The sequence below is a fragment of the Halofilum ochraceum genome (assembly GCF_001614315.2).
GTDB lineage: Bacteria > Pseudomonadota > Gammaproteobacteria > XJ16 > Halofilaceae > Halofilum > Halofilum ochraceum.
Window position 1 is genome coordinate 96,134 of the sequence record NZ_LVEG02000001.1, and the last position, 20,223, is coordinate 116,356.

Here is a 20,223-nt window from a genome sequence, read left to right on the forward strand (position 1 = left end):
CTTGTCTGGCATGGTAGGAGCGAGCTTGCTCGCGATCGCCCTGCGAATGCCGGGCACCCACGCCCATTTGATGCGTTGCCGGCTTACCGACGCAGTTGCCCGCTGGCGTGCACCAGCAGAGCGGGCCGCGTGCGGCCGAGGAGTTCGCGCAGGGTGCCGAGTTCGTAGCGCACGGTGCCTGTCTGCAGATCGGTCTGGTCGGCATGGCGCAGCGCCGCCGCCGCCTCCGCCATCGCCCGTACGCCAAGGTTGCCAGCGCTGCCATGCAGGGCGTGCGAATGGTAATGGATCCCTTCGAGATCACCCGCGGCCTCCGCCGTCTCGAGATTCTCGATCAGTTTCTCCGCGTCCTGGAGGAAGTTCTCGATCAGATCGGACAGGAACGACGGGTCGCGTGCCATGCCGGCAAGCTGCTGCAGCGTCCGGTCGGATACGAGTTCCGCGGCATCCCCGGGGGCGGTCTCCGGGGCAGTCGACCGGGATTCGGGCGCAGATTCGGACCGGGCGGGGTGGTGCGTCTCGCCGTCGAGCAGCCGCTGCAGCAGCTGCGTAAGATCCCGTGCGCCCACCGGTTTGGTCAGACAGGCGACTGCACCCGCGCTCTCGGCTTCCTGCCGGGCTTCGTTCGAGGTGTCGGCGGTCAGCAATACCATCGGTGTCACGGGACCCGAGGTCGTCATGAAGCGCCAGGTCTTGATGACATCGATCCCGCTGCGGTGTGGCATGTGCATGTCGATCAGCGCCAGGTCGTACGTCGCCTCCTCGAGTGCGTCCAGGGCTTCCTCCCCATCGCTCACGATCCGTGCCTCGTGGCCGGCGCTCTCGAGAATCAGGCGGATGACTTCCTGGTTCGTGGCGTTATCGTCGGCGACCAGGATATGCGCGCGGGCCTGGCGTTGATCGGGCGCGCGGCGATGGCGGGCGAGTTCGATCACCCGGTCATCCGCGGGCAGCTCGGACTGCACCGCGTATAGCGCATTGAAGACCAGCGGCTTCTCGGTCGGCAGATCGAGTTGGGCGGAGAAACGAGTGTGGAGGTCGTCATTCCGCTCGTCGGCGGCGGTACGTCGCAGCAGGACCAGCCCGGCTCCATCACTGTGGGTGCGGGCCCGGGTTACGAAGCGATCGGCGTCACCGAGCTGCGCCTCATCGACAAACACCGCGCGCACGTCGCCGCTGCCGGCCGCCAGCCGCCGCAGGCATTCCTCCATATCGTCGAGCGCACTGCATTCCAGACCCCAGGTATGGAACCAGTCGCCGAGGGTCTGCGCGAGGAGGCGGTCCCGGGTGAGTACGAAGACCCGGCCACCGCGCGCAAGCTGTTCGGACTGCGTGCCGGCATCGGCGATCTCGAAGGGCAGAGTGACACGGAAGGTCGTGCCGACGCCCGGGTCACTCTCGAGTTCGATTTCACCGCCCAGCAGTTCCGTGAGCTGTTTGGCGATCGTCGTGCCCAGTCCGGTCCCGCCGTATTCGCGCGTGATGGAGCCGTCCGCCTGCGTGAACAGCTCGAAAATCCGCGCACGGGCCTCCGCGGACATGCCGATACCGGTATCGGCGACCTCCAGCTGGACCCTCGCGGTCTTCGTGCTGCCGGCATCCACGCGCGCGACCCGGATATCGATGCGCCCGTTCTCGGTGAACTTCACGGCGTTGCTACCGAGATTGACGAGAATCTGGCGTACCCGCATCTCGTCTCCACGGACAAGGAACGGCATACGCGGATCGATATGGATGTCGAGTTCGAGCCCTTTGCGCTCGACCTCGTGGCGGAGCATATCGGCCGTATCCTTGACCAGCGCGTAGAGGTCGAAGTCCACCGGCTCGGGCTGGACCTTGCCGGCCTCGATCCGGGAGAGATCAAGCACGTGCGACAGCAGATCCGTCAGGCCCCGCGCTGAACGCTGGAGCGTGTCCGTGAACCGCCGCTGCATGGGCGTGAGCGGTGTATCGGCGAGGAGGTCCGCCATGCCGATCACGCCGTTCATCGGTGTACGGATTTCATGGCTCATGTTCGCGAGAAACTGGCTCTTGGCGCGGTTCGCGGCCTCGGCTTCCGCGCGCGCCCGTGTGACGCGTGACAGCAGGCTGGAGAAGTAGGCGGGCAGCACGACCAGACCGACCATGAGTCCCCATCCGAGGATCTGGTTCGTCTGCCAGTAGGGGTTGCCGAGCACCACGACGGCGAAGCCGACGATCGACAGCGCCATCGACGTGTACAGATAGGGCTGGCCGAAGCGCAGGCCATTACCGATCGTCACCCAGAGGTAGACGATGTACAGCGGGCCCATGTGCTCGCCGAACAGCAGCATGACGAGCGAGGTCGCGCCGATGTCACCGACGTTGGCCAGCACCCTGCGGGCCACTGAGTGGCCTGGGCGCAGCATGATATCCGTAAGAAAGGCGAGCGATACCCCCAGAAACCCGAGGACGATCAGGATGGGCCCCGCGAGGGGCGTAAAACCGCCGTAATTCCAAAGCGAATAGACGACGAGGTAGGCGAGGATCACGGCCACGACGCCAAGGCGCACGACCGCCTGTTCCCGTTCCGTGTCTTCCGGGGCGTGACGGCGTTTGAGCAGTCGCGATGGTTGTCCGAATGTGTCCATGCCGGGAACCGGAGGTCCTTATGACGGGGTTATCGAATCCGCAGCAAGACTCGTGCCGCGGAATATGCAAACGGGTCCGTCCGCAGCTCGATTGTACCGGGCGAGTGCCTCATTGTGTCCGCGGGCCGTCGCCGTGCCCGTGTGCGTGTGGGTGGCTTGCCCCGCCTGCGCCCCCGAGAAGCTCCCGCAGAAGCTCGGCGGGGAGTGGTTTGCTGAAGTGGAATCCCTGCCCGTAGCGGCAGCCCATCGCCTGCAGTACATGATGCTGTTCCGCGGTCTCGATGCCCTCGGCGACCGCCCGCACGCGGAGATTCTCCGCCAGTTGGACGATACTGCGCACGATAGTGTGTTCCGACGGGTCGCTGGAGAGGCCAAGCACGAAGTCCTTGTCGATCTTCAGCGTCGTGATCGGGAGATGCTTGAGCCGGCTCAACGATGAATAACCGATTCCGAAATCGTCGAGCGCGATCCCCATGCCCCGGTCGTGCAACTCCCGGATGATGTGCTCGGTACGCGCCGGATCGGTCATCATCACGCTCTCGGTTACTTCCAGTTCGAAGCGCTCCGGTGTCGCGCCACAGGCTGCCATGATGTCCGCGAATTCGTTCGGCAGACGGGCGAGCAGCAACTGGTGGACGGAGAGATTGACGGACATATACGGCGTCAGCCCCTCGTCCTCCCACGCCCGCGCCTGTCGGCACGCGGCCTCGAACACGAGGCGACCGAGGCGTTCCATCAGCCCGGTCTCTTCCGCGAGCGGGATGAACGCGTCGGGCGCGAGCAGGGAGCCGTCCTCCTGAGGCCAGCGGACCAGTGCTTCCACACCGACCGGCCTGGCCGATCCGAGTTCGACAATGGGCTGGTAATGGAGGACGAATCCGTCCTGATCGATGGCGCGGCGCAGGCGGGATTCCAGCGACAGTCGCCGGGTGTGGCGTTCGGTCAGCCCGCCCTGGTAGAACGCATGGGTACTGCCGCCGGCCTCCTTGGCCTGGCGCATGGCCGTGTCGGCCTGGCGGAGCGTGGCGGAAAGATCTTCGGCGGCGCCCACATCCATCCGGCTGATGCCGACGCTGGCGCCGAGATAGTATTCGTATCCGGCCAGCTCAATGGGGCGGCGCATCGTCTCGATAATACGCTGCGCGGTACGAGTCGCGCGCGCCTCGAGGGCATCGGTGCCGTCCTGTTCTCCGTCACCGCCGAGTTCCTGGATCAGGAGAATGAATTCGTCCCCGGCCTGGCGGGCGAGCAGGTCGCTTGACCGCACCACGGTCTGCAGCCGTTGCACGGCCTGGCGCAGGAGCTGGTCCCCGGCCTCGTGTCCGGTCGTGTTGTTGACGACCTTGAACCGGTCCAGGTTGATGACCATCACGGCCACGGCGGGCGTCGCGGTCTCGCACTCGTTGAGTTCCCGCATCCGCTGGAGCAGCCGGTTGCGGTTCGGCAGACCGGTGAGCCGATCAAAATGCGTCAGGTAACGGCACTCGCGTTCCGCCCGGTCACGGGCGCGCTGCGTGCGTCGCGCGGCCAGGCCGTAGCCCAGATTGTTGGCCGTGCGCTGAAGCAGTTCCGTTTCGTCCTGATCGAACGCATCGGGATCGCGTGCCGCCACGGCCAGGACGCCGTCGACGAGTCCCTCGATATGGATCGGCAGCAGGCTGGCGGAGCCGAAGCCGGCTGCGTGCAGATGGTGTGCCCACCGAGCCGCGTCGCCCTCCGCGCTCGCCGGCTCGTTCAACACTTGCGCAAGGCCGCCTGCGCGCACGCCCGCAGCGAGTGGCGCGAACTCGGGGCCGGACAGGGCGATGGGATCGCCGTGGGTTCCGACTGGCACGCAGGCCGCCTCGTGGAGGTGTTCACTGTCATCCCAGAGGCCGACCCGGACCAACGGGTACCCCGCGTGTTCGGCAATGATCCGGCACATGCCCTGGAGCAGCTCGGGCTCCGACTGCGTGCCCACGAGCAATTCATTGCCGGCACTCAACATCCGTAACGCGCGGCCGGTACGACGGCGGGCCTCGGCAAGATTCTCCGCGTGCCGGGCAATCGTGAGCTGTTGCCGTCTCAGCGTGAGGAGGTTACGGCATCGTGCCTGACATTCCTGGAGATCGAGGGGTTTTGTCAGGAAATCGGTGGCGCCGGCCTCGAGGGCGCGGTATCGCAGATCGGCGTCATCGACGATCGTGATCACGATGATCGGGATGCCCGTGCAGGCGGGTATTCCTTTCAGCGCATCGAGAAAGGCGAGACCGTCGATATCGGGCATGCGGTAATCGACGAGGATCAGGTCGGGCTGGTTGTCCCGCAGCCACGTGAGTGCCTCCTGCGCATGACAGAAGGCGTGCACCGCGAGGTCGTCCGCGAGATTGCGGATCATCCGGTCAAGTATATGGCGGTCCGTCGCCTGATCGTCGATGATTACGACGTTCGGCATGCGACATGCACCCGTACGCGCCGGCAACAATGCGGGTGCCGGGAACCCGATGATGCGCGCGCAGCCGCCGCATCAGTGAAAGCCTACTCCTTCCACCAGGGCGACGACAAAGTGTGTTGGGGCCAGTCCTTCGGCGGGACCGGCCGGCCCATCACCGATCGGCACGGCCGGTCCCGCGACCGGTCAATTGGCCTGCCGTACTCCCTCGCCGATCCGGCGATCCTGAGCGCGCACGAGTCGCTCCATGGTTCGGATGTTGCGCTCATCGAGGCGCAGCGCCGAGTCGACCCACAGTTCCGTGATGTCCCGGAGTTCCTCGAACGGCACGCGCGTGTGCGTTTCGCGGATCCGGTTCATCAGTCCGTGGACGTGATGATGCTTGTCCGCGTCCCGCATGTACGCGCGGAGCGTCTCCTGGCCCTGACCGGACTCCGCCAGCACATCCACCACGCCCATTTCGTACAGATCCTCCGCTTCATAAAGCGTGCCGCTGAGAATCAGGCGCTCCGCGAGCGATGGCGCGATCTTTCGCGAGAGGAAACTGTAGGCACCCATCCCCGGGAACAGATTGAACAGCACCTCGGGGAAGCCCATCTGCGTACCGCGTTCCGCGATCAGCACGTTCGCGGCCAGTGCGGCCTCGAAACCACCGCCCTGGGCGCGCCCCTGCACCAGGGCGATCGAGGTCACGGGGGCACCAAAGCCGCAGGAGAATGAATGCGTGGCATGAATACATGCAAGTGCGTATTCCATGAGGCCATCTCTGTCACCGGCCCGAATCAGTTCGACGAAGCGATTCAGGTCCCCGCCGAAGTTGAAGATGTCCGGCATGGCGGACGTCAGCACGGCGTAGCGAATCGCGGATTGATCGGTCTCCGGAACCTCTCGATTGCCGAGTTCAGCGACGGATGCACGCCACTGATCGATATCCGCCAGCAGCCCGGGTGTGAAGCTGGGCCGTGGGGTGGGATGCATCGCGAGAATCGATGCCCCGGTTTCGGGGTCCACATGGATCGTGGCCTGATCGGTGGACGGATGCTCGGTGGTCGGGAAGTTGACGAGATTATCCATGGTGAAGCTCCCATACGGGTTGTTGTTGGATGGACGGGCGAACGGCAGCCAGGTGCCGCGCCGTCCCGAGTGACGGACGGTGGACCGGAAAGGTCGAGGTAGTGGGTGAGATACGGTCACCATCGGCCCGGCACCGGAGGAGATGCCGGGTTCGGCACAGCAATGCCCAGCGTGTGGGCTGAAGCGGGTCATCAATGCCGGGTCCGGTCGGGGCAATCATCAGCCCCCCTTTGTTCGCGCGGTGCCGCAGGGCGTCGGCCGACTCGACCGACCGGCTCAGGCCGGACGGCGAGTCATAACGCTCACCGCCAAGCATAACCCAGGCGCCGCTGATGGCCTAAACCCGAATCCGCGTCATGACGCGCGGCTGTCGGTGCGCGCCAACACGACCACTGGACCCGGGAAGTGAACGGGGTTTTATACTATCGGCCGGTATCCACGATCGGAGGTGTCATGCGGCGATGCAGTCGTAAACGATTGAGGATCGAGGTATTCGCGTTCGTCCTCATGCTGGGCCTGGCGGGCTCGAACGCGCCCGTCTCCGCCGACGCGGACGAAGGCAGCGAGGCGAAGACCATCGCCATGATCGGCGCCGGCGACATGGGGCAAGCGCTCGGGAATCTCTGGGCGGCGGCCGGCTATCACATGATCTTCGCGACCCGGAATCCGGATGAACTCGGTGACGTGATTGAAGCAGCGGGGCATGGCGCTGAAGCCGCATCGGTCGGTGAAGCCGTCGAGCGTGCCGATATCATCACTCTGGCTGTCCCCTATAAGGCGGAACCGTCGATCGCTGAAAAATACGGCGATGCCATGAAAGGCAAGGTGCTCGTAAACGTCGACAACGCCCTCGAGTACCGTGATGGGGATATCGCGGAAAAGGCCGAGGCCGTCGGCGAGGCCATCTATTCCGCGCGTCTCTTTGAAGGCACGCGCTTTATACGGGCATTCAATCTCAAGGCCGCTTGCAGCTTCCCCGAGCCCGATGAGGTGGAGTCCGCGGATTTTGAAATGCCATGGACGACCAACGACGCGTCCGTGCGGCCGATTGCCGAGGAGTTGATCCGTGCCACGGGTGGAACCCCGGTATACGAGGGTGGCCTCGAGAATGCGCGCGAGTATTGAAGCATTGCGCAAAGGCGATCGATCCGGATCGCTTCGGTGATGCGTCTCTGAACCGTCGGGGCTGTTGCAGAGCACCGCACGGGCCGATCGCGGATTCGGCATATCGTATCGCTTATGTAATAGTGTGACTCCATCGATCAGCAGAGATGGGAGCGATAGTCGTGAATCCGGACGATACATCGAATCACTCGGGGCTCCGCGATCTTCCGCGGGATAGTGAGGTTGTCGCCGAGTACTACGACAACTGGGCGGAGGACTACGATCGGACGCTCGGCCAATGGCAGTATGAGGCGCCGGAACAGGTGGCCGCTCGTCTTCGTCGTGAACTGGCGCCGGAGGCGGTGATTCTCGACGCGGGCTGTGGTACGGGCCTGAGCGGAAAGGCGCTGGCAGCGGCTGGGTTTGCCACGATCGATGGCATGGATGTGTCGGCACGTTCGCTTGAGCTTGCGCGCGAACATGGCGTGTACCGAGATCTGGCGCATGTCGACATGCAGCGGCTGCCGTTGCCTTATGCCGACGATGTCTATGACGGGCTCGTGTGCGTCGGCGTTATGACCTATTTACCGGACAGCGCCGACGTTCTGCGCGAGTTCGCGCGGGTGTTGAAGCCAGGCGGCTGTATCGTACTGACTCAGCGCGACCATTTATTCGAAGAGCGGCGGTTCGGAGAGACGCTTGCCGCTCTGGAGAAGGAGGGTGTGCTGAGCGGATCGACAATATCGGACCCCATGCCCTACCTCCCGGAGAACGAAGAGTTCGGTGATGAGGTCCAGATCCACTATGTCACGTGCTGGAGTGCATAGAAGCTCGAACACCGAGGAAATCGCCGTTACCGCACGGGGCTGGCAATCTGTCAACGTGGACCGCGTTTCCGCCTGAACCGGAGCGGGACGGATGAGCGGCATCGAGATCGAAGGCATCAGTGCCGTTACGCTGTTCACGAGGGACATGGACCGGGCCGTGCATTTCTACCGCACGCTCGGCTTCGTGCTGCGTTACGGCGGCGAAACCTCGGACTTCACGAGTTTCCACGCCGGATCGGGGTATCTGAATCTGGCACCGGGCGATCCGCCAGCCGGATTGTGGGGGCGTGTAATCGTGTACGTCTCTGATGTGGATGCCATGTATCGGCGTGTCCAGACGGCCGGTATAACCCCCGAGACCGAGCCCGCCGACGCCCCCTGGGGCGAACGCTATTTCCATGTACGCGATCCCGACGGTCACGAGTTGAGTTTTGCGCAGCCACTGTAATTACGGGAGCGGCCGGACGGGCCGCTGATCCCCCGGGATGCCGGGACGAGGCGATCTCGATCCGGTTATGCATGGCCCGGAAACGCCACAACTTCCCCATGTCATAAACGATCCGTTAGAGTGAATGAAACGTGGCGAATCGCGTGGAGTTCCGTAATGCACATCCTCGTCGCCGGCGCCCACGGGCAGATCGCGATGCACCTGCACCCGATACTCATGGAGCGCGGACATAACGTAACGGGGTTGATCCGCAACCCTGACCATGCCGAGGGCCTGCGCGCAATCGGCGTCGAGCCTTTGATCTGCGATCTCGAATCCGAGCATGAGATCGCGGGCATGGTCGGAAGCCCTGATGCCATCGTGTTCACGGCCGGCGCGGGCCCCGGTAGTGGCGCCGAGCGCAAACGCACGCTTGATCGCGACGGCGCGATGAAGATCATCGAGGCAGCGCGTGCCAACGGCATTCACCGCTACATCATGGTCAGTGCGATGAAAGCCGAACAACCGCGCGGTAACGAAGTGTTCCAGTATTACCTGCAGATGAAGGCCGAAGCCGATGCGGCACTGCGGGCAAGCCCGCTTGAATGGACCATCGTGCGCCCGGGCCGACTCACCGATGACCCCGGTACCGGAATGGTCCTCGCGGCCCACGACCTGAATCGCGCCGACATCCCGCGCGCGGATGTGGCGGGCGTGCTGGCGGCACTGATCGAGATGCCGGAAACGAGCGGATTGCAGTTCGATGTCGTTGCGGGAGGCGATCCGATCCAGGAGGCACTCGCGGCTGCGGTCCGCGAGGCCTGAATTCGATCGACTCCCTGCTATATTCAGGGGAGTCTCGGGCCACTCGGGAGCAAGCGATGACGGACGAGATACCGCCACGGCGCCAACTGGCATTCCTGCCGACCCCCATCGTAGAGCTGCCAAGGCTTTCGGCGCGCGTGGGCGGGCCCCGGATCTGGATGAAGCGTGACGATCAGACGGGGCTGGCGACCGGCGGCAACAAGACCCGGAAACTGGAATACCTGCTCGGCGATGCATTGGCCCAGGGCGCGGACACCCTGATTACCGCGGGGGCGGTGCAGTCCAACCACTGCCGTCAGACTGCCGCGGCGGCCGCCGCATGTGGACTCGATTGTCATCTCGTGCTCGGCGGCACGCAGCCGGACGAACCCAACGGTAACCTATTGCTCGATCGCTTATTGGGTGCGCACATCCATTGGGCCGGCCCCTACCGCAAGGGTGAGGACATACCGCGTCTTGCCGCGGAACTGCGGGCCAACGGATGCACGCCGTACGAGGTTCCGTACGGCGGTTCGAATGCGGTGGGTGCAATGGGGTTTGTCGAGGCCGCGCGGGAACTGCGCGTACAGATGAGTGAACGTGATTTTGACTTCACGCATGTGGTATTCGCGTCCAGTTCCGGCGGCACCCACGCGGGGCTGCTTGCCGGGATGCGGTACCACGGACTGCCGCTGGCGCCACTGGGTATCCAGATCGATAAGGAAGAGAACGGCGAGCCATTCGCGCAGATCGTCGAGCGGCTCGCATCGACCGTCGCCGCATCGTTTGGCCTGGAAGAGCCATTCGCGGATGGTGAACTGGGTCTCGTGGAGGATTACGCCGGAACGTATGGCGTGGTCGGTACCGGCGAGCGCGAGGCTATCGAGATGACCGCGCATACCGAGGGTATTCTGCTGGACCCGGTCTATACCGGTCGAGCCATGGCGGCGCTCATCGATATGATCCGACGCGTGCATTTTAGCGACGATGACCGGATAGTGTTCTGGCATACCGGCGGCAGTGCCGCGTTGTTTGCATATGCCGACGAGCTTCTCAGTCGATGAACGTCGAAGGCTTGTCGGTTAGCGATACAATCCTCTGATCCACGCGATCAAGGGGATTATCCTGATCCCAATGACTTACGTGCGCCATCCTTCTCTCAATCCCGAATGCCCATAAAACAGGGAGGCATTGCATGCGCTCCAGCAAGGTTGTTCATGTCGTCAGCTGTCACGCTGAAGGGGAGGTCGGCGATGTGATTGTCGGTGGCGTGGCGCCGCCACCGGGCCAGACGCTGTGGGAGCAGTCGCGGCACATCGCGCACGATGGCGAACTGCGCGATTTCGTGCTCAACGAACCACGCGGCGGGGTGTTCCGCCATGTGAATCTGCTGGTGCCGCCAAAAGATCCGCGGGCGGATATGGGATGGATCATTATGGAACCGGAGGACACGCCACCCATGTCCGGTTCCAACAGTATGTGCGTGGCGACGGTGGTGCTGGAAACGGGTGTGGTGCCCATGCGCGAGCCCGAGACGCACCTCGTCCTGGAAGCGCCCGGAGGGATCGTGGAGGTGGCAGCCGAATGCCGGGCAGGGCGGGTCGAACGCGTCAGGGTCCGCAACGTCGGATCGTTCGCCGACCGCCTCGATGCGGCGCTCGAGGTGGAGGGAGTCGGGACCCTGCGTGTCGATACCGCCTATGGCGGTGACAGCTTCGTGCTCGTCGATGCCGCGAGCGTCGGCCTGGAACTCCATCCGGACAACGCTCGCGAACTGGCACTGACCGGCGCCCGCATCACGAATGCGGCGAACGAACAGCTTGGATTCTCGCACCCGGAGAATCCCGAGTGGGATCATATTTCGTTCTGTCAGTTTACCGATCCACTGCGACGCGAAGGTAACGCGCTGGTCGGGCGCAATAGCGTCAGCATCAAGCCTGCGAAGCTTGATCGTTCGCCGACCGGTACGGGATGTTCCGCGCGCATGGCAGTGCTGTATGCACGCGGTGAACTGGCGGAGAAGGAAGCCTTTGTTGGCGAGTCGATTATCGGATCACGCTTCGCGTGCCATATCGAATCCGAAGTGGACGTGGGCGGCCGAGCCGCTATTGTTCCTTTGATCTCCGGTCGTGCGTGGGTTACCGGTACGCATCAGCACATGCTGGATCCGGATGATCCCTGGCCCGATGGTTACCGTGTAAGCGATACATGGCCGCGTGTGTCATGAATGACAGATGACGTCGTGAATAAGAGCGCTATAGTGTGCAACCCCTATAGTGCGCAACCCGGGGAAACATTGGGCGCGGGTTTTTACTTCATGTCGTATTCTATATTCTGCCTGTCTCATATCGATGTAGTGGAGGCAGTCGATGGCGTCACGGAAGAGTTGCACTCGCATCACTGAATGGAGCCGTAGAGACTTCCTCCGGACTTTTGGCGTAGGTAGCGCCGCGCTCATGGTACCGGCTCCGCTGATTGCATCCGCCGAGCCGGATGTCGTCATTGTGGGTGCAGGCGCCGCCGGTGTGGCGGCGGCGAGAGCGCTTATGGATCAAGGCTATACGGTCCGGATTGTCGAGGCGGCGGATCGGGTGGGCGGGCGCGCGTTCACCGAGCAGGAGACATTCGACTTCCCGTTCGACCACGGTGCCTCCTGGCTTTCGAGCGCCAATGCCAATCCGCACAGGCGGTTTGCACAGCGCTATGGTTTCGATCTCAATGATTTCACCGATGCGACGGATACGCTTTTCGTCGGTGACCGTGAGGCCGAGGATGGTGAGTACCAGCAGTATTGGCAGGCTTACAACCTGATCAATGATCACATTAGATTCGCCTACGAGGCCGGAAATGATGTGCCTGCTTCCACGGTGGTACCGGAAGTCCCGTTTGGGGGGACGGCGCAGACCTGGATTGGGCCGATGGATCTGGGCGTGGATTTCAGGGATATGTCCACCATCGACTACTGGAGTGGAGCCGATGCGGCACCAACGTATCATGTAGCGCAGGGATATGGGGCGCTCGTCGCGCGTCTTGCCAGGGATCTGCCGGTTGAGCTCGAAACGCCGGTTTCAGGGATTGAATGGGGCGGAAAGGGTGTCCGGGTTCGGTCCTCCAGAGGCACACTCAAAGCGCGCGCCTGTATCGTGACGGCATCCACCGGTGTGCTCGATGCGGAGCGTATCCGTTTCGATCCGGCGCTGCCGGACTGGAAGCTGGATGCGATTCACGATCTGCCGATGGGCCTGCTGGCCAAGGTCGCGCTGGAGTTTACCGATACGCGATTCGGTCTGCCCGAGAATTCCTGGCTTACGTACAAAGTGCCCGAAGAAGTGCCCACCGAAGCGTGTTTCTTCAGCTGCTGGCCATCCGGGAGCGACCTGATGGTGGGCTTCGTGGGCGGGGAGTTCGGCTGGGAACTGTCTCGCGCCGGTCGCGAGGATGCGATCGACTTCGCCCTGGGCGAGCTGCGCAAGCGATTCGGTAGTGACGTAGACCGACATTTCGTCAAGGGCACGTTCACGGAATGGGCCGAAAATCCGCTCACGATGGGGGCATATTCCGCGGCTCGACCCGGCCGTGCCTCCGCCCGTGAAGACATTGTTACGCCTATCGCCGATCGGGTCTTTTTCGCCGGCGAAGCCTGCGCCGGCGCCTATGTGGCGACCTGCGGCGGCGCCCACATGAGTGGTCAGGTGGCCGCGGAGCAGGTTGCCGACGCACTGGGTTGATTGATCGCGTACGCCTTTGCCTTGTGGGGCAGATGCGTCGGCGGTTATCAGTGCACGCGGGGGCTGAACTGACGACCGATCGGCGGGTTCAGAGTCGCGATGATGTTCTCCAGGGCTACGCTTTCGATGTGGCCGACTTCCCTGTGCTCGGCCCAACGCCCACCGATCGAATGGAGGGGTCGATGGCAACTGAATGGTTTGTTGGTTCACCTGCATCGCTGCCGTTCGTCGCGTTGAGCACCGCAGGCATGTACCTCACCGTGCTCGGGCTGGCGCGTTGGTCCGGCGTGCGCAGTTTTGCCGAGATGTCGACCTTCGATATCGCGGTCACAATCGCAATAGGGTCGTTGCTGGCGTCCTCGATTCTCAGCAGGGAACCGCCGCTGCTCCAGGGCATAGTAGCCGCTGCTTCCCTGTATGGGCTGCAACTGTGCGTTTCGCGTCTGCGTTGCGCATCGGAGCGATGGCGGCGCACCGTCGACAATGGCCCGATCCTGTTGATGGGGCCGGGTGGCGAAGTGCTTTGGGAGAACATGCGTATCGCTCGTATTACGGAAGATGATCTCCGGTGTCAGCTCCGCAAGGCCAATGTAATAGACCCCGCCCGCATCGAGGCCGTGGTTATGGAGGGCACCGGCAACGTCCATGTTCTGCACGGGCATGATGCGGCACCGGGACCAGGCGCATGGATTCTTCAGAACGTGCGGGATTACTCGGCACCTGGCCGATCGGGTTGACCAACGCCGATCCGTGAAATGCCAACTGCCGAATGCCGGTCACTGATCCGCGCCGGGTGGTCGATCGTTCCGATGCGGCAAACCGGAGGAGCAAACCGGGGGCGGTATGATCATTCCACCCAGTAAAGGTCCAGTGGCGGCAGGTCCAGGCGGACCTCGTACGGCCCCCGGTCGTTGCGGCCTCGATCCCAGCCCCCGGTGATCAGGGCGGTGCACTCCATGATCACCCGCTCGGGATATCGCTGGTTCCGGAGCCATTCACGATATTTGCGCGCATCCCCGCGGGCCAGATAACCGACGGTCGTCTTGTCAATATCGACCCGCACGGCGTTGCTGTCATTACGGTTCCGTTCTTCAAGCACGACCTCGGCCCGCCTTTCGAATTCGTGCCCGTCCGGGGTTCTGCCGCCGGCGATTCGGTCGAGCTCACGCTGATAATACCTCTCGCCGCTGACCGGTTGACCGAATTCTCCCAGGCGTTCGAGCTTGCGCCGGGGAACTTCCTGTGTTGACTTGAACAGACGGAATTTCATGAGTCCAATCCCCGTTGCCGGGTATGGCTGCTGTGCGTAGCTTGCAGCCAGGTGACCGGTACGCGGATACTGCACTGATACACCGACGCCGATCAAACATTGCTGACGTCGAGGTGGACACGCTTTAGCGATCAAGCGCCTCAAAACATAGTATCTTGTAAATAATATTCGGCGTATACATCGGTGTGTCCGGTACGGACGACTCCCCTGCAGTTCGACCGCCCGGTGAAGCCAGTCATGATGATAACCTGCAGGGAACGGCGTCGAAGGGATCGATCGTTCGAACCCTGCCCGGGGCGCCACGTGGTTGCGGCCAACGGGATTCCATGCGTCGCAGATCGAGCCTGCTGGAGCGTACCGCAGTGACGGAACCGGATCGTCCCCGAATTATCGCGCCCGCGCCGCTTTTCTATCTGCCGGCGTTCGTGCTCGTGACGGGAATGCACTGGTTCTGGCCGTTACCGATCGTGGATCACCCGGCGACACCATGGGTTGGGCGGGCGATTCTCTTTCCGGGTCTTGCCCTGCACCTGTGGGGCGTCTGGTCGATGAAGCGGCACCGGACGCCGATCAACCCCTGGCATCCCCCGAAGACGGTCGTATCCTCCGGCCCGTTCCGGATCTCGCGCAACCCGTTGTATGTCGGCCTCGATCTCGTCCTGCTTGGTCTTGTGCTGATCCTGAACAGCATCGCCGGTCTCGTCGTCATCCTGACGCTGTTCGCGATCGTGCATTTCGGCGTCATACTGCCCGAAGAGCGTTACCTTGAACGGAAATTCGGCGACACCTACAGCCGCTACCAGCGAATGGTGCGCCGCTATCTGTAATCCGGAGGCCTCGCGCCACTTACCATCAATCGATCGCCGTAGTGACGGAGTCTGACCGATGTCACCGTTATCGTCTGGCCCATCCGTGAGTGATGCGCACTACAACCGCAATGGCGCACTCAAAAAAAAGATCTACGCGCGCGAACTGATCCGGCTGCAGATCGAGCTCGGAAAGCTCCAGCGCCATATCGCGGAACAGGGTCTAAGGGTCGTGGTACTGTTCGAAGGCAGGGATGCCGCCGGTAAAGGTGGGGTCATCAAACGGATTACCGAAAGGGCGAATCCGCGGGTAATCCGAACCGTCGCCCTGGGGGTACCATCGGATCGCGAGCGCACGCAGTGGTATTTCCAGCGTTATGTCGCCGAACTGCCGGCTGCCGGGGAAATGGTCGTTTTCGATCGCTCCTGGTACAACCGTGCCGGTGTCGAGCGTGTCATGGGATTCGCCAGCGAGGCTGAGGTCGCGACCTTCATGGCGAGTTGCCCGGCATTCGAGCGAATGCTGGTCGACGAGGGCATCGTCCTCCTCAAGTACTGGTTTTCCGTGAGCGAGGCCGAACAGGAACGGCGTATCCGTGCGCGGATGGCCGATCCGACCCGACGCTGGAAGGTCTCGACCATGGACCTTGAGGCCAGGGCCCGCTGGGATGCGTATTCAAAAGCGAAGGACGAAATGCTGCGCCAGACCCATACTTCATACGCGCCGTGGCGCCTGGTCGACGCGGATATCAAGCGCCACGCACGCCTGAACTGTATCGCCGATCTGCTGCAACAGTTCGACTATCCGAGTGACCCGGTGCCGGCGCCCGAATTGCCGCCACGGCCGTATTCCGATGACAGCTACGAACGCGACCCCGGGTATCTGGACGCATACATCGATCGCCGCTACTGAAGCCGATCCCGTGCCGTCACGGGTTTTCGATCAAGGCGATGCCGTCTTGACTCAGGGACCGCGTCAGTTCGAGGTTTCGAGCTTATCCGCGGTCCGATGGGTGAAATCGCCGGGATCATGGCGCTCGTGCAGTTGCTTCTCGGGCGCCCCCCAGGTGCGGTTGACCATAAGGCCGCGCTTGACGGCCGGGCGTGTATTGATCTCGTCCGCCCAGCGCTGCACATGCCGATATTCCTGCACCTGCAGGAACTCCCCGGCGTCATAAAGGCGTCCCTTGGCCAATGCCCCATACCATGGCCATGTGGCGATATCGGCGATCGTGTAGGTATCGCCGGCCAGGAACCGCGTCTCGGCCAGACGCCGATCGAGCACGTCGAGCTGGCGTTTGACTTCCATGGTGTAGCGGTCGATCGGGTACTTCATCGGTTCCGGCGCATAGGCATAAAAATGGCCGAAGCCACCGCCGAGGAAAGCCGCGCTGCCCATCTGCCAGAAGAGCCAGTTGAGCGCCTCGGTGCGTTCAGGGCCCGGCTCGGGCAGGAACGCACCGAACTTCTCCGCGAGGTGCAGCAGGATGGCGCCGGACTCGAATACGCGCACCGGCTTGGGGCCGCTGTAATCCACGAGCGCCGGGATTTTCGAGTTCGGGTTGATCGCGACGAAGCCGCTGGAGAATTGCTCGCCTTCACCGATCCGGATCGGCCACGCGTCGTACTCGGCATCCGTGTGGCCGAGGTCCAGCAATTCCTCGAACAGGACCGTTACCTTCACGCCGTTGGGCGTGGCGAGCGAATAGAGCTGGAACGGGTGTTTCCCGACCGGGAGCTCCCGCTCATGGGTCGCGCCGGCTACCGGGCGGTTGGTTTTGGCGAATTTCCCGCCGCTCTCTTCGTCCCACGTCCATATCCGCGGTGGGGTGTAGCCGGTCTCGTCGGTCATGTGACTCGCTCCAGAATTTCGGTGGGCCCGTAGGGCGGAAAAGGCCAACGTTTTCGGATCGGTTCCCGGGGGGCGGTAGTGGAGGAGGCGCCGGTCGGCCTCACCGTCCCCCTGTAATGCGACCCCGGGGCGAGTGACTGCGCCCCGGGTTTGCATGGCTCGGATCTTCAGGGATCAGAAGCGTACGGTTGCGGCCGCATACGGTCCCTCGAATTTGACATCGGCGCGCAGGTCATCGACCTCGTCGGTTTCGAACTCCATGCGCTGGTACCCGATTTCCACACCGAAATTCGAGGTCGTCTGCCAGCCGAGCGTGACCCGCACGTCCTCCATGCGCTCGTCGTTGACGCTGATCGCGTTGAGCTCGCCCCCGGCGTAGACGCCCGTCAGCGGCAGATCGAAACGGGCACCGAGGTGGCCCATCGGCAGCCAGATCGAGCCCCCGGCCCGATCCCGCTGACCGGAGGATTGATTTTCGAGTTCCACCTGCAGGTCGACATGCCGGGCGGTCAGACCGATATCGATCGACACCCAGTTGTTGAGCGGGCTGTAGTAGAACGTCGCGTCGGTCATCTCCATGTCGTAGGAGGAGCGGACCTGCTGGTTTCTCATGAACCGTACGGGACCGAAGTCGCGTGTACTCGAGATCGTCCCGGTGGCCGAGTCATCGAGTGCCCGATGGCGCAGCCGGATATTCGGCAGGATCGGCACGGGGTGTTCGAGTTCGCCCATGACGAAGCCGCTGCCGTTGCGATCCAGATTCAGATCGTCCTGCACCCGGAAATCGTCATCGCCTGAAGCGACCGTCCCCGAAGGTTCCGCGCCCCAGTACCCGACCTGTGCACGGAAATCGATGCCGGGTACGCCAACGGCGTGGCTCGCAGTGGAGACGAGCAGCAACATTGTGCCGGCCGGGATAGTGCGCTTCATGGCGCGCGATGTCATTCGGGGCATTACTCCTCCCTGTCTGTGTCGGAAAGGGGCGTTCATCGGGGTCCGGTAGTGGCGCGGGATTGTCTCATGGAGGCGGTCGATCGCCATAGCCATGCTGGAGGCGCGCCTGCGAGTGCCGCGGTTCCGCCGCACGCTTTCGAATCGCGTCAGGGCGCATCTCCGGATCCTGCCGAAGTTGGCTTATACCCCGCGGTGAATCCGTGTTGGCGCAATATCCGGGTGCGGGCCACGGAATAGGCGTACATTGATATCAGGCATTCGCCCATTGACGAGTTACGCTCATGATCACGACTGTTGCCGTTGTCCAGATCCCGCCGGTGCTTCTGGACCGTGGGAAGACGCTGGAACGCGTTGTCGATGCCATTGAAACCGCCGCCGAACGCGGGGCTTCACTGGTCGTATTCCCCGAGGCGTATGTCGCCGGCTACCCGACATGGATATGGCGACTGCGCCCCGGCGGTGACGGGGCGCTCTCGGGAGAGATCCACGCCCGTTTCCGCCAGAGTGCCGTGGACCTGAACGCCGATGGCCTGCTGCCGATCCGCGAGGCGGCCGCCCGACACGGTGTGACCGTGGTGCTGGGGATCAACGAACTCGACAGCCGCTTCAGCGGCACCACCGTGTTCAATACGGTCGTCGTGATCGGTCCGGAGGGCGATATCCTCAATCGACACCGGAAAATGATGCCGACGAACCCGGAACGCATGGTCTGGGGCATGGGAGACGCCACCGGCCTGCGGGTAGTCGACACGCCGGCGGGGCGCGTGGGCGCACTGATCTGCTGGGAAAACTATATGCCGCTGGCCCGCTACGCCCTGTATGCCCAGGGGATCGATATCCACATAGCGCCGACCTGGGATGCGGGCGATAGCTGGCTTGCGACCATGCGCCATATCGCGAGGGAAGGCGGATGCTGGGTGATCGGCACCGCAACCGCGCTCCAGGGCAGCGATATGCCGGCCGACTTCCCCGAACTCAGCGCACTGTACGACCCCGCCGAATGGGTCAACGACGGCGATGCCGTGGTCGTCGCACCGACGGGCGGCGTTGCGGCGGGACCGCTGAGACGGGAAAAGGGCATCCTGTACGCGGAAATCGATACCGAGGCCGCACACCGCGCAAGGCGATCGCTGGATGTTGCGGGGCATTACTCGCGCCCCGACATCTTCTCGCTGGAAGTGCATCGCAGTGCGCTCCAGCCGGTGGCATTCACCGACCAGGAACCCGCGCCGAGTCATTCACCGGTGGCCACTCCCGGACCGGACGCATACCGCCAGGCCAGTTGACGCGCAGTCCTCGCCAGCCACCCGGGCGCGTTACTCCGCGCCCGGCGTTGTCCCCATCTCCGCGAACAGCCAATCCCGAAACTGCATGAATCGGCGCGTCTGTGCAGTCGCGTGCGGGCAGACGAGGTAGTAGGCGTTCGGCTCCATCAGGGCGTGCCGGAATGGGCGCACCAGTCGGCGTGCAGCGAGATCGTCGGCGACCAGGATCGCGCTGCCCAGCGCCACGCCGTGCCCCGCCACCGCGGCCTGGATCGCCATGCTCTGCTGATTGAAGTGGGGGCCGCCGCCGGAGTCCACGCCCGGCGCACCGGCGGTCTCCAGCCAGCTGGCCCAGTCGGGGGCGGTCAGGCCGGCGCGCGCCCAGTCGACGTGTATGAGCGTATGGCCGGCCAGGTCCGCCGGTCGGTTCAGTTCCGGGCCATGTTCCAGCAGCCACGGGCTGCAGACCGGGAAGACCGCCTGTGCGGCGAGACGCTCGACGTGCACACCGCTGTAGTGGCCGGGGCCGTAGCGGATCGCGATATCGACGTCGTCCGCCGCGAAATCCGACAGGCGTTCGCTCGTATCGAGCCGGATCTCCATCCCGTTCGCGTGCTGCCGGAAGTCCTCGAGTCGCGGCACCAGCCACTTGCCGGCGAATGACGGTGCGACGCTCACGGTCAGGGGGCGTTCCGCCTCATCCTCGCGCAGCCCGGCGAGGGCGCGCGCGAAGGCGTCCAGGCCGTCCGCGACATCGGGCAACGCGCCGGCACCGGCCTCGGTCAGGGCCAGCCCGCGGGTCTGGCGCCGGAACAGGCGGACGCCCACGTATTCCTCGAGCCCCTTGACCTGGTGGCTGACGGCCGCCGGCGTGACGCTCAGCTCCCGGGCGGCACCGGTGAAGCTGCGGTGGCGCGCGGCGGCCTCGAAGGCGCGCATCGCGTTCAGGGGCGGAAGATCCCGTTTCATTCCATTTTCGCTTCAAGAAAAACTAAAAGGTATTGTACGGATCATCTGTTGTGAGTTCTATTCCCGGGCCCGATCATACCCACGTGACAGGCGAACAGGGTCG

The 20,223-nt window shown here is 63.6% G+C and carries 18 protein-coding genes; 11 read left to right on the forward strand and 7 right to left on the reverse strand.

Features of this window, described 5'->3' with window-relative positions; genetic code table 11:
• Positions 1–83 precede the first annotated feature (83 nt).
• The 3 genes from A0W70_RS00455 to A0W70_RS00465 form a co-directional block, all read right to left on the reverse strand.
• A complete protein-coding gene (locus tag A0W70_RS00455) occupies positions 84–2,609 on the reverse strand; it encodes an ATP-binding protein (protein WP_070987299.1) in 2,526 nt (841 codons plus the stop codon).
• 109 nt (positions 2,610–2,718) lie between these two features.
• Entirely contained in the window at positions 2,719–5,043 is a 2,325-nt protein-coding gene (locus A0W70_RS00460) for a GGDEF/EAL domain-containing response regulator (protein ID WP_070987301.1), read from the reverse strand.
• Between the two features lie 183 nt (positions 5,044–5,226).
• Positions 5,227–6,114 carry a crotonase/enoyl-CoA hydratase family protein gene (locus tag A0W70_RS00465; RefSeq protein WP_070987303.1) on the reverse strand — a complete coding sequence of 296 codons (888 nt, stop codon included), beginning with the start codon at positions 6,112–6,114 and terminating at the stop codon, positions 5,227–5,229.
• A gap of 453 nt (positions 6,115–6,567) precedes the next feature.
• Between A0W70_RS00465 and A0W70_RS00470 the strand changes: the two genes are divergently transcribed.
• The 8 genes from A0W70_RS00470 to A0W70_RS00505 all read left to right on the forward strand — a co-directional run bounded on the left by A0W70_RS00470 (position 6,568) and on the right by A0W70_RS00505 (position 13,741).
• Complete coding sequence (locus A0W70_RS00470; protein ID WP_070987304.1) at positions 6,568–7,239, forward strand: NADPH-dependent F420 reductase; 672 nt, start codon at positions 6,568–6,570, stop codon at positions 7,237–7,239.
• A gap of 161 nt (positions 7,240–7,400) precedes the next feature.
• The gene (locus tag A0W70_RS00475; RefSeq protein WP_175443022.1) at positions 7,401–8,045 is read left to right on the forward strand and encodes a class I SAM-dependent DNA methyltransferase; all 645 of its coding nucleotides are present in this window, start codon (positions 7,401–7,403) and stop codon (positions 8,043–8,045) included.
• Between the two features lie 91 nt (positions 8,046–8,136).
• Complete coding sequence (locus A0W70_RS00480; RefSeq protein ID WP_070987306.1) at positions 8,137–8,493, forward strand: VOC family protein; 357 nt, start codon at positions 8,137–8,139, stop codon at positions 8,491–8,493.
• A 156-nt stretch (positions 8,494–8,649) separates the two neighbouring features.
• Positions 8,650–9,297 (forward strand): SDR family oxidoreductase, encoded by a 648-nt coding sequence (locus A0W70_RS00485; RefSeq protein ID WP_070987308.1) that lies wholly within the window; start codon positions 8,650–8,652, stop codon positions 9,295–9,297.
• 56 nt (positions 9,298–9,353) lie between these two features.
• Positions 9,354–10,340 (forward strand): D-cysteine desulfhydrase family protein, encoded by a 987-nt coding sequence (locus A0W70_RS00490; protein ID WP_070987310.1) that lies wholly within the window; start codon positions 9,354–9,356, stop codon positions 10,338–10,340.
• A gap of 131 nt (positions 10,341–10,471) precedes the next feature.
• A complete protein-coding gene (locus A0W70_RS00495; RefSeq protein WP_070987312.1) occupies positions 10,472–11,503 on the forward strand; it encodes a trans-3-hydroxy-L-proline dehydratase in 1,032 nt (343 codons plus the stop codon).
• 142 nt (positions 11,504–11,645) lie between these two features.
• A complete protein-coding gene (locus tag A0W70_RS00500) occupies positions 11,646–13,004 on the forward strand; it encodes a flavin monoamine oxidase family protein (RefSeq protein ID WP_083330663.1) in 1,359 nt (452 codons plus the stop codon).
• Positions 13,005–13,186: 182 nt separating this feature from the next.
• Positions 13,187–13,741 (forward strand): DUF421 domain-containing protein, encoded by a 555-nt coding sequence (locus A0W70_RS00505; RefSeq protein WP_070988219.1) that lies wholly within the window; start codon positions 13,187–13,189, stop codon positions 13,739–13,741.
• 110 nt (positions 13,742–13,851) lie between these two features.
• Here the strand turns inward: A0W70_RS00505 and A0W70_RS00510 are convergent, their stop codons facing one another.
• Positions 13,852–14,274: a hypothetical protein gene (locus A0W70_RS00510; RefSeq protein ID WP_070987316.1), complete on the reverse strand. Its 423-nt coding sequence runs from the start codon at positions 14,272–14,274 to the stop codon at positions 13,852–13,854.
• 326 nt (positions 14,275–14,600) lie between these two features.
• Here A0W70_RS00510 and A0W70_RS00515 point away from each other — a divergent pair, with 326 nt between their 5' ends.
• Both A0W70_RS00515 and ppk2 read left to right on the forward strand, forming a co-directional pair.
• Complete coding sequence (locus tag A0W70_RS00515; protein ID WP_070987318.1) at positions 14,601–15,101, forward strand: methyltransferase family protein; 501 nt, start codon at positions 14,601–14,603, stop codon at positions 15,099–15,101.
• 58 nt (positions 15,102–15,159) lie between these two features.
• Positions 15,160–15,993, forward strand: coding sequence for a polyphosphate kinase 2 (ppk2, locus tag A0W70_RS00520; RefSeq protein WP_070987320.1), 834 nt, complete (start codon positions 15,160–15,162; stop codon positions 15,991–15,993).
• A gap of 63 nt (positions 15,994–16,056) precedes the next feature.
• Here the strand turns inward: ppk2 and yghU are convergent, their stop codons facing one another.
• Positions 16,057–16,932 (reverse strand): glutathione-dependent disulfide-bond oxidoreductase, encoded by an 876-nt coding sequence (gene yghU, locus A0W70_RS00525; protein WP_070987322.1) that lies wholly within the window; start codon positions 16,930–16,932, stop codon positions 16,057–16,059.
• A gap of 174 nt (positions 16,933–17,106) precedes the next feature.
• Positions 17,107–17,886 carry a TIGR04219 family outer membrane beta-barrel protein gene (locus tag A0W70_RS00530; protein WP_175443023.1) on the reverse strand — a complete coding sequence of 260 codons (780 nt, stop codon included), beginning with the start codon at positions 17,884–17,886 and terminating at the stop codon, positions 17,107–17,109.
• 281 nt (positions 17,887–18,167) lie between these two features.
• Here A0W70_RS00530 and A0W70_RS00535 point away from each other — a divergent pair, with 281 nt between their 5' ends.
• The gene (locus A0W70_RS00535) at positions 18,168–19,172 is read left to right on the forward strand and encodes a carbon-nitrogen hydrolase family protein (protein WP_070987326.1); all 1,005 of its coding nucleotides are present in this window, start codon (positions 18,168–18,170) and stop codon (positions 19,170–19,172) included.
• Between the two features lie 30 nt (positions 19,173–19,202).
• On the opposite strand, the gene gcvA is transcribed toward A0W70_RS00535, so the two are convergent.
• Complete coding sequence (gcvA, locus tag A0W70_RS00540) at positions 19,203–20,120, reverse strand: transcriptional regulator GcvA (RefSeq protein WP_070987327.1); 918 nt, start codon at positions 20,118–20,120, stop codon at positions 19,203–19,205.
• Positions 20,121–20,223: the final 103 nt, after the last annotated feature.